General features: G+C 40.5%; 14 protein-coding genes. 12 read left to right on the plus strand and 2 right to left on the minus strand.

Annotation, left to right across the window (positions count from 1 at the left end):
• Nucleotides 1-1794, minus strand: coding sequence for an ATP-binding protein (locus ACQK2H_RS13110; RefSeq protein ID WP_425391898.1), 1794 nt, complete (start codon nt 1792-1794; stop codon nt 1-3).
• A 143-nt stretch (nt 1795-1937) separates the two neighbouring features.
• On the opposite strand from ACQK2H_RS13110, the gene ACQK2H_RS13115 reads away from it, so the two are divergent.
• The 11 genes from ACQK2H_RS13115 to ACQK2H_RS13165 all read left to right on the plus strand — a co-directional run bounded on the left by ACQK2H_RS13115 (nt 1938) and on the right by ACQK2H_RS13165 (nt 11401).
• Entirely contained in the window at nt 1938-2594 is a 657-nt protein-coding gene (locus tag ACQK2H_RS13115; protein ID WP_425391899.1) for a hypothetical protein, read from the plus strand.
• Complete coding sequence (locus ACQK2H_RS13120) at nt 2594-3910, plus strand: ABC1 kinase family protein (RefSeq protein WP_425391900.1); 1317 nt, start codon at nt 2594-2596, stop codon at nt 3908-3910. Before ACQK2H_RS13115 ends, ACQK2H_RS13120 begins: the two co-directional genes overlap by 1 nt.
• A complete protein-coding gene (locus ACQK2H_RS13125; protein WP_425391901.1) occupies nt 3907-4662 on the plus strand; it encodes a TolB family protein in 756 nt (251 codons plus the stop codon). The genes ACQK2H_RS13120 and ACQK2H_RS13125 overlap by 4 nt, the downstream gene beginning before the upstream one ends.
• Before the next feature lie 201 nt (nt 4663-4863).
• Nucleotides 4864-6354, plus strand: coding sequence for a Na+/H+ antiporter NhaC (gene nhaC, locus ACQK2H_RS13130; RefSeq protein ID WP_425391902.1), 1491 nt, complete (start codon nt 4864-4866; stop codon nt 6352-6354).
• Entirely contained in the window at nt 6347-6937 is a 591-nt protein-coding gene (locus tag ACQK2H_RS13135; RefSeq protein WP_425391903.1) for a 3'-5' exonuclease, read from the plus strand. Before nhaC ends, ACQK2H_RS13135 begins: the two co-directional genes overlap by 8 nt.
• A gap of 80 nt (nt 6938-7017) precedes the next feature.
• Nucleotides 7018-9231, plus strand: coding sequence for a DUF5916 domain-containing protein (locus ACQK2H_RS13140; RefSeq protein ID WP_425391904.1), 2214 nt, complete (start codon nt 7018-7020; stop codon nt 9229-9231).
• 22 nt (nt 9232-9253) lie between these two features.
• Nucleotides 9254-9604 carry a hypothetical protein gene (locus ACQK2H_RS13145; protein ID WP_425391905.1) on the plus strand — a complete coding sequence of 117 codons (351 nt, stop codon included), beginning with the start codon at nt 9254-9256 and terminating at the stop codon, nt 9602-9604.
• The gene (locus ACQK2H_RS13150; protein WP_425391906.1) at nt 9601-10068 is read left to right on the plus strand and encodes a YybH family protein; all 468 of its coding nucleotides are present in this window, start codon (nt 9601-9603) and stop codon (nt 10066-10068) included. Before ACQK2H_RS13145 ends, ACQK2H_RS13150 begins: the two co-directional genes overlap by 4 nt.
• 2 nt (nt 10069-10070) lie before the next feature.
• On the plus strand, nt 10071-10403 hold the full coding sequence (locus ACQK2H_RS13155; protein WP_425391907.1) for a cupin domain-containing protein: 333 nt from the start codon (nt 10071-10073) through the stop codon (nt 10401-10403).
• Nucleotides 10396-10719, plus strand: coding sequence for a TraR/DksA family transcriptional regulator (locus tag ACQK2H_RS13160; RefSeq protein ID WP_425391908.1), 324 nt, complete (start codon nt 10396-10398; stop codon nt 10717-10719). The genes ACQK2H_RS13155 and ACQK2H_RS13160 overlap by 8 nt, the downstream gene beginning before the upstream one ends.
• A complete protein-coding gene (locus ACQK2H_RS13165; protein WP_425391909.1) occupies nt 10709-11401 on the plus strand; it encodes an ATP-binding protein in 693 nt (230 codons plus the stop codon). Before ACQK2H_RS13160 ends, ACQK2H_RS13165 begins: the two co-directional genes overlap by 11 nt.
• Here ACQK2H_RS13165 and ACQK2H_RS13170 read toward each other — a convergent pair.
• Nucleotides 11393-12043 (minus strand): CPBP family intramembrane glutamic endopeptidase, encoded by a 651-nt coding sequence (locus ACQK2H_RS13170; protein ID WP_425391910.1) that lies wholly within the window; start codon nt 12041-12043, stop codon nt 11393-11395. The genes ACQK2H_RS13165 and ACQK2H_RS13170 overlap by 9 nt on opposite strands.
• 66 nt (nt 12044-12109) lie before the next feature.
• Here ACQK2H_RS13170 and ACQK2H_RS13175 point away from each other — a divergent pair, with 66 nt between their 5' ends.
• Nucleotides 12110-13849 carry an ABC transporter ATP-binding protein gene (locus ACQK2H_RS13175; protein WP_425391911.1) on the plus strand — a complete coding sequence of 580 codons (1740 nt, stop codon included), beginning with the start codon at nt 12110-12112 and terminating at the stop codon, nt 13847-13849.
• Nucleotides 13850-13873: the final 24 nt, after the last annotated feature.

A 13873-nucleotide genomic window follows, 5' to 3' on the forward strand; every position in this document is an offset into this window, starting at 1 on the left:
TTATGCTTCCAGCTTTACAAAAAATGTTGCACCCTTCCCCAGGTCGGATTCAACCCAAACTTTGCCTCGTAGGTCAGTCACATACTTTTTAACAATAGATAGTCCAAGACCAGTTGATTTTTCACCTCCTGTAGGACGAGCACTCAGTTTCTGAAAGCGATTAAAGAGTTTCTTCTTATCTGCTTCCGAAAAGCCTGGTCCTTCATCAGATACCTTGAATAGTACACTATCATACGTGCACTCAGCTTTAAGCGATACAGTAGAACCTGAATCAGAAAACTTCACAGCATTGGAAATAAGATTTTCGAGGACCAGCAGTAGGAGTAAATGATCTGTCCGAATGATGTTGTGTTCCACACAGAACTCAACAGTCAGGTCTATTCCTTTTTGAGCTGCAATCGGTTGGTATCGGTGAGCAATATCTTTCATAATCAAACTGATATCCACACGCTCCTGCAGTACATTCATCCGGTGTTCCTCTAGTCCTTCTACGTCCAGAATCTTCGTCACCATTTTATTGATTCGTTCAGCACTTACAGATACCTGGCTCAGCATTTTTTGTTCTGTTTCAGTGAGATCTCTTTGTATATTTTGATTGACAATGTCTGTGATCATGATGATCTGACTAAGGGGTGACCGTATATCATGAGCAAGAATTTTGACAAGGTTGTTTTTCTCCTCATTCAGCGCAACCAATTGCGCATTTCTGTTCATTAGCTGCTCATTCTTTTGCTGAATATCAGACTGCTGCTCTTCTATCTGTTCTGTCTGACCAATCAGTAGTTGCGTTGACTTTTTATTCTTATAAAAGAGATAGCCGATTGCAAATAAAAACAATGCCAATACAGAGGTACTTACAATTAAAATTCTTCTAACAGACTGTTCTTCTTCCAGTTTCAAGTTCGCATTGCGGATCAATGCAAGCTGCATTTCTTTTTCTTTGGTAAGAATAGAGGTTCCTAATTCCTGGCCACCATATAGGTTGTCAATAAATTCAAATACATCTTGACCGAGATATTTAGCGATAATCGATGCGATTGCTTCTTTTGATTCCGGATCAGTAAGAAACGCATCCAAATGAGTTTTCCAAATGCTATTATCAGGCAGAATGAAAGCATAGCCTTCCCCTTTAGTGGTGAAGAAATTCTGGCGTGTCACCTCTCCCCCACTTTGGATTCTCAGCAAGTAAATAGGTAAATCAATAAACCCAAACCGATCATCCGAAGCTAAAATTCCTTCCAGGATATTCTGGTCACTGCTTAAGTAAATGATGTTAAAATTAACGCCTGTTTCATCACGGAGATTATTCAATAGCGATTCGTACTTGGTTCCTTTAATAGTTACAGCATCCAGGTTGCGAATCATTTCAACCTTTTCTTCAGTAATATTGACAATGGGTGTGCCGGCACTCGAAACTAATACAGTAACGTCTGGAAGGTAAGATTCAGTAAACTGAGCATACTCTTCACGTTTCTCAGTTATCGACAATGCGGAAGCTCCAACTATATACTCATCCTTATTGGACCTTGCACTCTTCAGAATATCTGCAAAGTTTTTTGCTTTGGTAAAAACCAAGTCAACCGGACGACCTTTCTTTTTCATGTACTCCTGAAACAGGGAAAACATTTCAGGCTCAACTCCGGTCACTACACCATTTTCATCTTCATACACAAATGGAAAGGAAGTGTACCAGGTCACTTCCAGCCTTTCACCATCTTGATGAGAACCATCACGAGAAAAAACTTCACCAGATGTAAGTGAAAAAACAACGAAAGCAGCAATAAGGCGGAGCATACTTTAAAGTCAAAAATTAGGTTGGATCCGAATATTTACAATTAACGAGTTTATAAAGGGCGAGTATTTAAAAATAAAAAGATAGCAAATCAAAACCATAAGGTGGCAATGGATGTTTAGTAATAAGAGATAAATCTTCAAACATGGCAAAAAAATCAGTTTCTAAATCTACGATTCAAAAAGGCTACATGGATTTCCTCCTCGAGGAAGGTAAAAAGCCGGAAACCGTTCGAATTTTCACCAAACATTTAAAGATTTCCGATGATGATTTCTTCAAACATTTTGGCTCTCTGAAGAACATTGAGAAGTCAATATGGGAGGAGTATTACACACAAACCATGAAAGTGGTAATGAATGATCCGGAATTCGAAGAAATGGACGGAAGAGAGAAGCATCTCTCATTTTTATATACGTTCCTTGAGGTTGTAAAATCAGATCGGTCATATATCCTTTATAAGCTGGAAGGCAAAAAGCCGCATGAGCTGCCTGAAGAACTCAAGAAAACACAAAAAATCATTACTCAGTCAGATATAGATTGGGCTAAAACCTTTGAGTTTTTGCCTGACAAAGCTCAAGATGCCACTCAGTCTGCTTACAAAAAAGTACTATGGTCACACACCATTGCTACGCTCTTCTTTTGGGTAAAAGATGACTCAGCCAATGGAGCAGATACCGATGTTTTTATTGAGAAATCAACCAGGACAGCATTTGATATCGGAGAGCTGCCTGCTCTTGACTCCATCATTGACTTAAGTAAATTTTTTCTACAAAAAATGGGCTTTTCTAAAGCTACCGTATAATGGCAAAAGAACTTGATCGAATTCCAATAGGTAAGGTAAAACGAGCTAGTAAGTTCGTAAGCACAGGCGCGAAAGTTGGTGCCAACTATGTGAAAGCTTACAGTAAAGCAGCTATCAAAGGCAAACTCAATAAAGAAGAGCTGGACAATGATAATGCGCGAGATATTTATGATTCGCTTAGTGAGCTTAAAGGTAGTGCTTTGAAAATGGCACAATTGCTAAGTATGGATCAAAATGTACTTCCCAAAGCATACTCTGACAAATTTGCCATGGCACAGTATAGTGCGCCACCACTCTCCTACCCGCTCGTGAAAAAGACATTCATTGATAATCTGGGAAAGGAGCCAAATGAAATTTTCGATGTATTTGGAAAAAATGCCAGCAACGCTGCATCAATGGGACAGGTTCACAAGGCAGAGCTAAATGGAGAGAAACTAGCTGTAAAAGTTCAGTATCCGGGAGTGGCAGATAGCATCAAAAGCGACCTCAAACTTGCCAAGCCTTTTGCACTAAAACTGATGAATGTAAAGGGCAAAGATGTTGACCCATACATGAAGGAAGTGGAAGGTAAGCTATTGGAAGAGGCTGATTATCAGCTCGAGTTAAGACAGTCGATGGACTTTGCAGAGAAATGTGAAAAAATTGATGGCGTCTTCTTCCCTACCTACTATCCAAAACTATCCTCTCCTCAGATACTAACAATGAGCTGGCTGGAAGGTGAGCCTATAGGAGCATGGATGAAACGTGAGCAAAAGCAAGCAGATAGAGATCGGCTAGGACAGATTCTCTGGAATTTTTACATGTACCAGATGCACGAACTTCGGATGATGCATGCCGATCCGCACCCTGGTAATTTCATCATTGATGAAAAAAATGATCTTGGGGTCATCGATTTCGGATGTATCAAGCATATTCCTAAAGACTTTTATGAAGCATACTTCGAATTAGCCAGTCATAATGTATTGAATGATCCGAATCGAGTAGATGAGCTTTTCCGTGAACTTGAGATTATCAGACCAAGTGATCCGGAAAAGGATGTGAAAATCGTGACAGCCATGTTTACTGATCTGATCAAGTTGCTCTCTCGTCCATTCAATGAAGGAGTATTTGATTTTAGCAACGATGCATACTTCACTGAGATTTACATGAAGGGAGAAGCTATTGCGAAAGATCCGGAAATGAACAGGTTGCAAGCAAGGGGATCACGTCACTTCATTTATTTCAACCGAACATTTTTTGGACTATATAATATACTGCATGCCCTTAAGGCAAAGGTAGACTGTTCTACCATCGATTTTTTGAAGAAGGCTTCATGAATCGTTGGATAATTATAATTTTTGCTTGGATAGCTATTTCTTGTGGATCATCTAAAGAGACTTCAAATGAAGTTGACACTAAGCAAGAAATATTGCTTTACCTCTCAGTGAGGAATAAAAATTACGACATTTATAAAAATGACTTAAAGGGCTCAGAAACCATGCTTACCACAAATCCAGGTTTCGATTACGCGCCCAATTGGAATCAACAGCTCAATAAGGTTATTTATTATTCATACGTCAATGACTCCTTTCTGATCGATGCGAAAAACTTGGATGGAGAGGATGTGCCATTAGATACTTACAATCAGACCGAGTTTAACCTATCCCCGAACGGAGAATTATTAATTCATCAGGTTCAAAATGGGGATTTTTCAACCCTTATATTAAGTGACCTGGAAGGGTTATCTATGGATACAATCACCAATGAAGGCTCATATAATGGAAGAGCCAAATGGTCTTATGAGTCCAATAAAATTGCGTACATCTCTGATCGAGATGGAAATAATGAAGTATATGTTTATGACTTAAACGACAGTACAACACAACGGATAACCATAAATGAATCTTTTGAAAAATATATAACCTGGGAACCAGGCGGTAAAAGACTGGCATACACTACCCAGTTTTATGAAGAGGGGTCACCTGATCGCAATGATGTGTTTATATACGATTTCGATAGAAGAGTTAAAAAGCAGATTACCTTCAATGATTTCAATGATACAGAACTGGCATGGTCGCCAATAAAGTAATAGAATCGCTTTCCACTCTTTAAGAGATAGTGTTGACCACATCTATATCATGGATTCCAACGGAGAAAATGTGCAACAAATAACTACTGAGAATGCCTACCATGGAGAGCCAAATTGGGCAGTAATCTCAAATAACTAAGGTATTCCAATTGCATATTAGTTAAATATCCTATTTTCGAGGGTTCGAGATAGAATTCACAAATGACTACAAAACGAGAACCCACTTTATTCGAATCTTTAATCCCTATCATTTTCCTAATACTACTGCTGATAGTAAATGTTGGAATTTTCGGTAGCGAAGCGCTTGGTGGATCCAATCAAATCGTGCTTATTCTTTCCGCAGGAGTAGCAGCTATTGTAGCCATCAGAATTGGCTACAAGTGGGAAGAAATTCAAGATGGCATAGTTAAGAGTATTAGCTCAGCCATGGCTTCTATCTTGATCCTCCTACTTATCGGGTCACTTGCAGGTACGTGGATGCTCAGTGGAGTGGTTCCTGCGATGATATATTACGGACTTCAAATTCTCAATCCAACTATTTTCCTGGTTGCAGCATGCATCGTTTGCTCCATTGTTTCCATTGCTACCGGTAGCTCATGGACCACTGCCGCTACAGTAGGTATTGCGTTAATAGGCATTGGACAAGCACTAGGCATTTCGGAGGGATTGGTTGCGGGAGCTATTTTATCCGGTGCATATTTTGGTGATAAAATGTCACCCCTTTCCGACACCACCAACCTTGCTCCTGCTATGGCAGGCACAGACTTATTCACACACATCCGGTACATGACTATTACAACTGTACCTTCTATTATTCTCGCATTAATTATATTCCTGATCATAGGCCTTACAAACTCAACTGATGGAGTCATAGAGGGAAAAGCATCGATACTTGCCGCGATTGATGGTACGTTTCATATCAGTGGATGGCTATTTATTGTACCCGTGGTGGTGGTTGTACTAATCGTGAAGAAAATGCCAGCACTACCGGCACTATTGATTGGCACGTTGCTTGGAGCACTATTTGCTTTGATTTTTCAGCCAGACCTTGTGGCTGAAGTAGCAGCAACAGCAAGCTTTGATGGTAAATTTTATGATGCCATTTACAGTTCTTCACCGGCCTTTACAAATGGTTTTATTGGAACGATGCAGGCGTTATTCGGGGATATTTCATTCACCACCGGAAATGCCGTATTAGATGACCAGGGACTATTGAGTGCATCAGGTATGGCCGGAATGCTTGGCACCATCTGGTTGATCATATCAGCAATGATCTTTGGTGGAGTAATGGAAGGGGCAGGAATGCTCAGAAGGATTGCTTCCGCAATTATCTCCAAGGTAAACTCAACCGGCTCGTTGGTAGCTTCTACTGTAGGCACCTGTATCTTCTTTAATGGCACGGCTTCAGATCAATATTTAGCATTGGTGGTCCCCGGCAGAATGTATGCAGACACCTATCGGAAAAAAGGACTCGCTCCCGAAAACCTTAGTAGGACTCTGGAGGACTCTGGTACAGTAACATCCGTATTGATCCCATGGAATACATGTGGCGCATACCACGCCAGCGTATTGGGTGTTTCAACAGGCACTTATTTCATGTACTGCTTCTTTAATATCATTAGCCCCTTCATGACGATATTGGTAGCCTACACTGGTTATAAAATCAAAAAGCTGAGCGGGAAAAGTGAATAGTCGCTTTGCTGAACATATCACTAAAGAAGACATACGTGCACTTCCTCTTTTAGCATTTGAAGGAGAAATACATACGCTCGACTCTGAGGAAGAATGCAATAGAGCCATTCAGCAGCTTCGTAAGTTTGATGTTGTTGGTTTTGATACAGAAAAGAAGCCCACCTTCAACAAGGGAGAGTATAACCACACAGCTATGGTACAGCTTTCAACCATGGAAAACGCCTATTTATTTCGGCTGAACAATATGGGGTATCCCACCTCATTATTCAATTACATGGCTGATGAATCTATACTAAAGCTAGGAATCAGCATAGACGATGACTTGAAAGATCTTAACCGTGCACGAAAATTTAAACCAAAGAATTTCACGGATTTAAATGATGTTGTCAAAGAGCTAGGGGTCAAGCATATGGGAGTTAAGAAACTGGCAGCAATCTTTCTTGATTCCAGGATTTCAAAGAATCAACAAGTCTCAAACTGGGAAGCTGAAAAACTGACTCCATCTCAGGAAAAGTATGCAGCAACGGATGCATGGATCTGTCTGGCTATTTATAAAAAGCTGCTAAGGCAAGGCTATATCTAAAACCCAAATTTTTTAGTCTTTCCCTCCACTCATCAAAAAATCAGCTTTCAAAATCTTTAAGCAAAATAAATTTGCCGTGCATGAAGAGGATTTACTGGCTACTACTACTACTGCCTGCATGGTTGCATGCCCAGGAAGATGCATATCATATTGCTTCCACAAACCAACCAATCAAAATTGATGGCATCATAGATGAAAGTGCCTGGGAAAATGTACAGGTAATCAAAAACTTTAGTCAATACTTTCCCAGTGATTCAATTCCTGCTGAGTCATCGGTTGAAATACGAATGACATACGATGAAACCTACCTCTACGTAAGCGCTAAAATGCATAACCTAACGGAAGACCGTGAATATGCAGTCCCTTCCCTCCGACGCGATTACCGAGGCAACTTCGACGGAATTACAATTGAAATAGATCCGTTTCAGGACAATACCAATGCATTCCAATTCGGCATCAACCCTTTCGGTGTACAACGTGAAGGTTTAATTAGCAATGGAGGCACAAGAGGCGGTGACCTGGCACTATCCTGGGATAATAAATGGCTGGCAGATGCAAAGCAATTTCCCGGATACTGGACGGCAGAAGCAGCCATTCCATTCAAGACCTTAAGGTTCAAACCCGGAAGCGATAAATGGAATATTAACTTCTACCGCATCGATACTGAAAACGGTGAACGATCAACCTGGACACGTATCCCTCGAAACTTCCTGATACTTTCACTAGCATTTATGAAAGAACTGGTTTGGGACAAGCCACTCGAAAAATCAGGACCAAATGTTTCATTGATTCCATACGTCTCTGCTAGCACACAACAGGATAATGAAGCAGCCAATACAGATCGAATGAATGATTTTTCGTATGGTGGTGATGCTAAAATAGCGGTAGGACCTGCATTGAATTTGGATCTTACCTTCAATCCTGATTTCTCTCAAGTTGAACTTGACCAGCAGGTAACAGACCTTAATCGCTTTGAACTGTTTTTCCCGGAGCGAAGACAATTTTTCCTGGAAAATGCAGACCTTTTTGAAAGTTTTGGTCATCCTTTCTATTCACGGCCATTCTTTTCCCGTCGAATTGGTATTGCTCGGGACGAGTCAACCGGACAAAACATTCAAAATCAAATCTACGCAGGTGCACGTTTAAGCGGAAAGCTTGATAACAATTGGCGAATAGGTGTACTTAACATGCAGGCCGCAGAAGATGAAGCCATCGACCTACCCAGCATCAATTATACAGTAGGTGCTATCCAGCGTAAGATATTTGGACGATCAAATATTGGAGCCATTTTCGTAAACAAGCAGACCTTTGAAAACTATGCTGAAAATGACACCACACCATATAGTGGATGGAATCGTCTGGCCGGAATAGACTACAACATTGCTTCAAGTAATGGTAAATGGAATGGAAAAGTGCTTTATCACCATTCCTTTGATGAAAGTGGCAGTAAACCTCAGCAAGGATCACACACGGGTTGGATAGGGTACTCATCCAAAACCTGGACATGGAGCTGGGCGCATGTGTATGTAGGAAAAAATCATAACGCAGAAGTAGGATTTGTTCCACGACCTGGGATCTTTCGCATAAATCCTGATTTCGGTAGAAACTTTTTCCTTTCCAAAGGCTTGTTCAACTCAATCGAATTGAAAGGAGAAACGGAATACATCTGGACCGTTGATGGTCAATTGACGGATCGTAAGTTTGCTATCAACTTTAACTCGGGTCTATCTAACACAGGGAGATTAAGTGCTTCGATTGAACAAAATCACACCTTTTTGCTAGATCCATTTGATCCTACGCAAACAGATGGACGAGAGTTGGATGCCTTGACCGGATATACCTATCACAGTTTCAATTTCTCTTTTACTTCAGATCAAAGAAAAGTGTTTAACTATCAGATCAATGGATATCTGGGTGAATACTTCAATGGAGAAAGACAAAGTCTTGGTGCTCTTTTAGGTTACAGATTCCAGCCTATACTTGATGTGAAAGTAAACATGGTTTACAACCGGATCAGACTCCCGGAAAATTTCAATGATGCCGATCTGTGGTTGATTGGACCGAGATTGGACTTGACGCTAACTAAGTCCATCTTCTTTACCAACTTCATTCAATACAACAGCCAGATTGATAATATCAATATCAACTCACGCTTTCAGTGGCGCTTCGCTCCTGTCTCAGACCTCTTTATTGTCTACACTGACAACTACGGTACAGAACAGTTTTCCGATATAGGTCTCAGAAGAAAAAACCATGCACTCATACTTAAAATGACGTATTGGATTAACTTGTAGGTGGAACCAACACTTACAAGTCATGGCCAAAAGTGAAGCTTCTGAAGAAACCCTTCAACTATATACTGATTTGCTTTCATCAGTAGGTCTAGAGCAAAAGGGCAAGAACATGCCCTACACATCCATGAATGGAAACATGTATTCCTTTGTCGCCAAGGAGGGCTATGTCGCTATACGACTATCCGAAGAAGACAAGCAAGAATTTATAGATAAGTACGATGCAGGCCCGGCGATATCATATGGTGCGACCATGAGGGGATACGTGCATGTACCGGATGATTTGTTAAAGAGAACGCAAGAGTTGTCAGAATACATGAAAAAGAGCCATGAGTTTGCAAAAACATTAAAGCCAAAACCATCAAAAAAGAAATGAGATATTTATTACTGCTAATTAGCACGATTTTTCTGTTCTGTTGCTCCGAAAAAGTTGAATTTTCTGATAGAGATAGAGCTGCGGTTGAACAGATTCGAAAGGATTATGTCTCCGGGTGGTTACAAAACGATCAGAAAAAAATCCTAACGCTATTTAATGAGAATGCAACCATTGTACCTAGCGGACTTTTTCCTATGAAAGGAATAGAACAAATAACAAAGTATTGGTTCCCGGATAATGGATCAACAACAACAATTCATTCTTATGCAGTAGAACTGATCAATTTGAAAGGAACAGACTCAATGGCATATTCACTAGAAAAAGGAACGTTGAACTTCACGTATACCTTTAACGATTTTACAATGACCAAAGAATCAACCTCTCATGCGACCACTATTTATCAAAAAAATAAAGATGGCAAATGGGAAATCACCTCAAGAATGTGGACAAGCTTAGATGAATAAAAATGCCATTTAAAGATTTAAATAACATCGACTCCAAAGAAATCCTACCGGGATACACTGTCCGCTTTGTACACTCAGAACGGATGACGTTTGCTTATTGGGATGTGAAGGCAGGAAGTCCCCTGCCCGAGCATTCGCATGAACATGAGCAGGTGGCAAATGTGCTAGAAGGAGAATATGAACTCACGGTTAATGGTGAAACAAAAAGGCTTAAACCAGGAGATGTTGCTGTCATACCTTCAAATGTGGTTCACTCAGGTCTGGCAATAACCGATTGTAAACTACTGGATGTATTCGCTCCTGTAAGAGAAGATTATCTAGGCACCAATGAATGAGCAAGAAATAAAAGCAAAGATTGAAGAGGAAATTGGAAAGACAGAACAGTTGATCGCTGATTACAAAGAGCAATCAAAGCCTGTCACCCTAGACAACTCCATCGGACGCATCTCCCGAATGGATGCTATTAATAATAAGAGCATTACTGAATCTGCTTTGCGTCAGGCCGAAGGCAAACTATCCAAGCTTAATCAAGCATTAGACAATATCGGGAAACCTGATTTTGGGAAATGTATCAAATGCAAGCAACCCATTCCGATTGGTCGAATTCTCTTGATGCCGGAGAGTAATAAATGTGTAAACTGTGCGCGGTAAGAAGAAAGTAGTATTTCATTGGAGCTCAGGAAAAGACTCTGCTTTGGCTCTTCATCATTTATTAAATAGCCCCGATGTTCAGGTAAGCCATTTGGTGACAACCATTAATAAGTCGCTCCAGCGAGTGACTATGCATGGAACACCCATTGGTTTAGTGAAAGCACAGCTTGAATCAATAGGAGTACCTCATTCATTCATTGAGTTGCCGGAATCACCCTCTATGGAGGTGTATGAAAAATGCATGGAGTATAAGCTCTCTGAGCTGAAAGATCACGGAATAACTCATGCAGCATTCGGTGACATCTTTCTAGAGGATCTGAAGAAGTATCGAGAGAAGGAAATGGGAAAGATTGGGTTTGACTGTCTATTCCCTATTTGGGAAAAGAACACCACTCAGCTTATCCATGAATTCATTAACACAGGGTTCAAAGCAGTAACTATTTGTGTAAATGATCAGCTAGGTGAAGACTTTCTAGGTCGTGAAATCGATGACGAATTTCTTAAAGACCTCCCATCATCCATTGACCCATGTGGTGAAAATGGCGAGTTTCATACCTTCTGTTATGAAGGTCCTATTTTCAAACAGCCAGTCAATTACAAGTTAGGAGAAAAAGTGAAGCGTTCCTATCCCAATCCTTCAGTTAAAGGTGAGGTTGACTTCTGGTTTCAGGATTTAATTTAATGGAACTGCATAATAAAGAAACAATGCAGTAAAATTAACTGAAGCATGTGCCAACATGCTCCAAATCAAACCATACCTTACTCTGGCATAAGTCAAAAATAATCCGGCTATAAATTGAGGAGAAATAGCTATTGGAATGAGCCACAAGCTCATTTGTTCTTCAAAATTCCAAACATGCATGTAGCCAAATATTAATACAGAAAAAAGAGCAAGAAACGGGAAAAAACTGTCCCAGAGTCTTCTTGTAACAAGCAGTACTTTAAACTGATTTTTACCCACAGCCCCAGCCAATGCAATTATGAATAACAATGGATAAAAGCGTTGAAAAGTAATGAATCCTCTAAATAGTGTTTCTTCTACAATTGGAGCTAGAATTACAGCAGCAAAGAATACCAAATGAATTGACCTCTTATCTATCATATCTGCAAGCTTATGATCCGGTAACTCTAATAATTCAGTGTACTCCAATACACCAATGACAATTGCTAATGGAATCATAATGAGCAATTGCAGAATGACTATAATTAGAATGTCTTTAAATCTTTCGGCATCAGATATGGTGTATAGTTTATGATCATCAGGGGATTTTAGAAAAGCGATGAACCCTGACTTCACCTTCTTAAATCGAGTTAGAAAATTCACAGAGAATTATTTTAGTGGGATTAGGGTTAGTAATAAATCTTCTAATATACCTACCAATTTTATTAAATGAGCAAAAACAAAAACGTCACCTTCGCCTGGGCATTTAAAAACATCATCTGGCCAAGACGCAAAACTTTATTGATTGGATTAATCTTAATCATTTTTAGCCGGCTGGCAAGTCTTGTCCTACCTGGAGCCAGTAAATACCTGATAGATGACGTCATCAATAATTCAGATTTGGAAATGCTAAAGACCCTCTTGATTGTTGTCGTTATTGCTATCACCGTTCAAGCCATTACCTCCTTCCTACTTACCCGGATATTGAGCGTGGAAGCACAGCACCTGATTTCACAACTTCGAACCAAGGTTCAAAAGAAAGTACTCTCCCTCCCGATCAGCTACTTTGATAATACCAAGTCAGGTGAATTGGTATCCAGGATCATGTCAGATGTAGAAGGGGTCAGAAACCTGGTAGGCACAGGATTGGTGCAGCTCGTTGGAGGTACCATCACTGCGGTCATCTCACTTGTGCTACTCATCAATATCAGTGCATCCATGACATTGTTCGTCTTGGTGCCTGTTTCCATTTTCGCATTCGTTGCGATGAAGGCTTTTGGTAAGATTCGACCGATTTTCAGAACAAGAGGTAAAATCAATGCGGAAGTAACCGGTCGCTTGACTGAAACATTGAATGGTGTTCGAGTGATCAAGGGATTCAATGCGGAAGAGCAGGAAAACACCATTTTTGAAATGGGAGTTCTAAAGCTCTACAACAATATAAAGTCAAGCTTAACTGCCACTGCATTTGTAACAAGCTCTGCTACCTTTCTCTTAGGTCTCGCTTCTGTTGGGATTATGGGAATTGGCGGATACTATATCATCAATGGCGAACTTACCATTGGAGATTTTCTAGCATTCACACTCTACCTTGGCTTTATGATTGCACCCATAGTGCAAATGAGTAATATCGGCAGTCAGCTTACAGAGGCCTTTGCTGGTTTGGATAGAACAGAGGAAATCATGAAAATGGACCCGGAAAACTTGCCGGATGAGCGACCGGTTATTCTTGAATCTCTGCATGGAGATATTGCGTTTAAAGATGTTTCGTTCGCATACGAAGAAGGGAAGGATGTCCTTCATGACATCAATTTCAAAGCGCCACAAGGTTCGGTTACTGCACTTGTAGGCAGCTCCGGTTCTGGTAAATCAACTACCGCTAGCCTGGCTGCTTCATTCCTAACACCTCAAAAAGGACTGATCACCATCGACGGACATGATCTTAGTAAAGTGAATCTGGAAAGCTACAGAAAGCACCTGGGCGTTGTGTTACAAGACGATTTTCTTTTCGAAGGAACCATCAGAGAAAACATCATTTTTCCAAAACCTGATGCGACGGAAGATGAAATCCAGGCTGCTGTACAGGGAGCATATGTAAATGAATTTACGGATCGATTTGAGAATGGGTTGGAAACCATGATCGGAGAGCGAGGGGTAAAACTCTCCGGTGGTCAACAGCAACGTATTTCTATTGCAAGAGCATTACTCGCTAATCCTAAAGTGATCATTTTGGATGAAGCCACTTCCAACCTGGACACAGAAAGTGAGATGTACATTCAAAAGAGTTTGAATATGCTCATTAAGGATCGTACCACATTCGTGATCGCCCACAGGCTCAGCACAATCCGACAGGCGGATCAAATCTTGGTGATCGAAGATGGGGAAATTGTAGAGCGCGGAACACACGATGAGCTGATTGCTAAAGAAGGACGGTACTTTGATCTGTATACCTACCAGAGTAGGATATAGATCATCCTCTATTATCTTAGAAAG

Origin of the sequence: Ekhidna sp., from assembly GCF_965228795.1 — a bacterium.
Lineage (GTDB): Bacteria > Bacteroidota > Bacteroidia > Cytophagales > Cyclobacteriaceae > Ekhidna.

Bases quoted from the DNA above. Each gene is read 5' to 3' on its own strand.
- ACQK2H_RS13110 (WP_425391898.1), bottom strand. From the start codon at position 1,794: ATGCTCCGCCTTATTGCTGCTTTCGTTGTTTTTTCACTTACATCTGGT.
- ACQK2H_RS13115 (WP_425391899.1), top strand. From the start codon at position 1,938: ATGGCAAAAAAATCAGTTTCTAAATCTACGATTCAAAAAGGCTACATG.
- ACQK2H_RS13120 (WP_425391900.1), top strand. From the start codon at position 2,594: ATGGCAAAAGAACTTGATCGAATTCCAATAGGTAAGGTAAAACGAGCT.
- ACQK2H_RS13125 (WP_425391901.1), top strand. From the start codon at position 3,907: ATGAATCGTTGGATAATTATAATTTTTGCTTGGATAGCTATTTCTTGT.
- nhaC (WP_425391902.1), top strand. From the start codon at position 4,864: ATGACTACAAAACGAGAACCCACTTTATTCGAATCTTTAATCCCTATC.
- ACQK2H_RS13140 (WP_425391904.1), top strand. From the start codon at position 7,018: ATGAAGAGGATTTACTGGCTACTACTACTACTGCCTGCATGGTTGCAT.
- ACQK2H_RS13145 (WP_425391905.1), top strand. From the start codon at position 9,254: ATGGCCAAAAGTGAAGCTTCTGAAGAAACCCTTCAACTATATACTGAT.
- ACQK2H_RS13150 (WP_425391906.1), top strand. From the start codon at position 9,601: ATGAGATATTTATTACTGCTAATTAGCACGATTTTTCTGTTCTGTTGC.
- ACQK2H_RS13155 (WP_425391907.1), top strand. From the start codon at position 10,071: ATGCCATTTAAAGATTTAAATAACATCGACTCCAAAGAAATCCTACCG.
- ACQK2H_RS13160 (WP_425391908.1), top strand. From the start codon at position 10,396: ATGAATGAGCAAGAAATAAAAGCAAAGATTGAAGAGGAAATTGGAAAG.
- ACQK2H_RS13175 (WP_425391911.1), top strand. From the start codon at position 12,110: ATGAGCAAAAACAAAAACGTCACCTTCGCCTGGGCATTTAAAAACATC.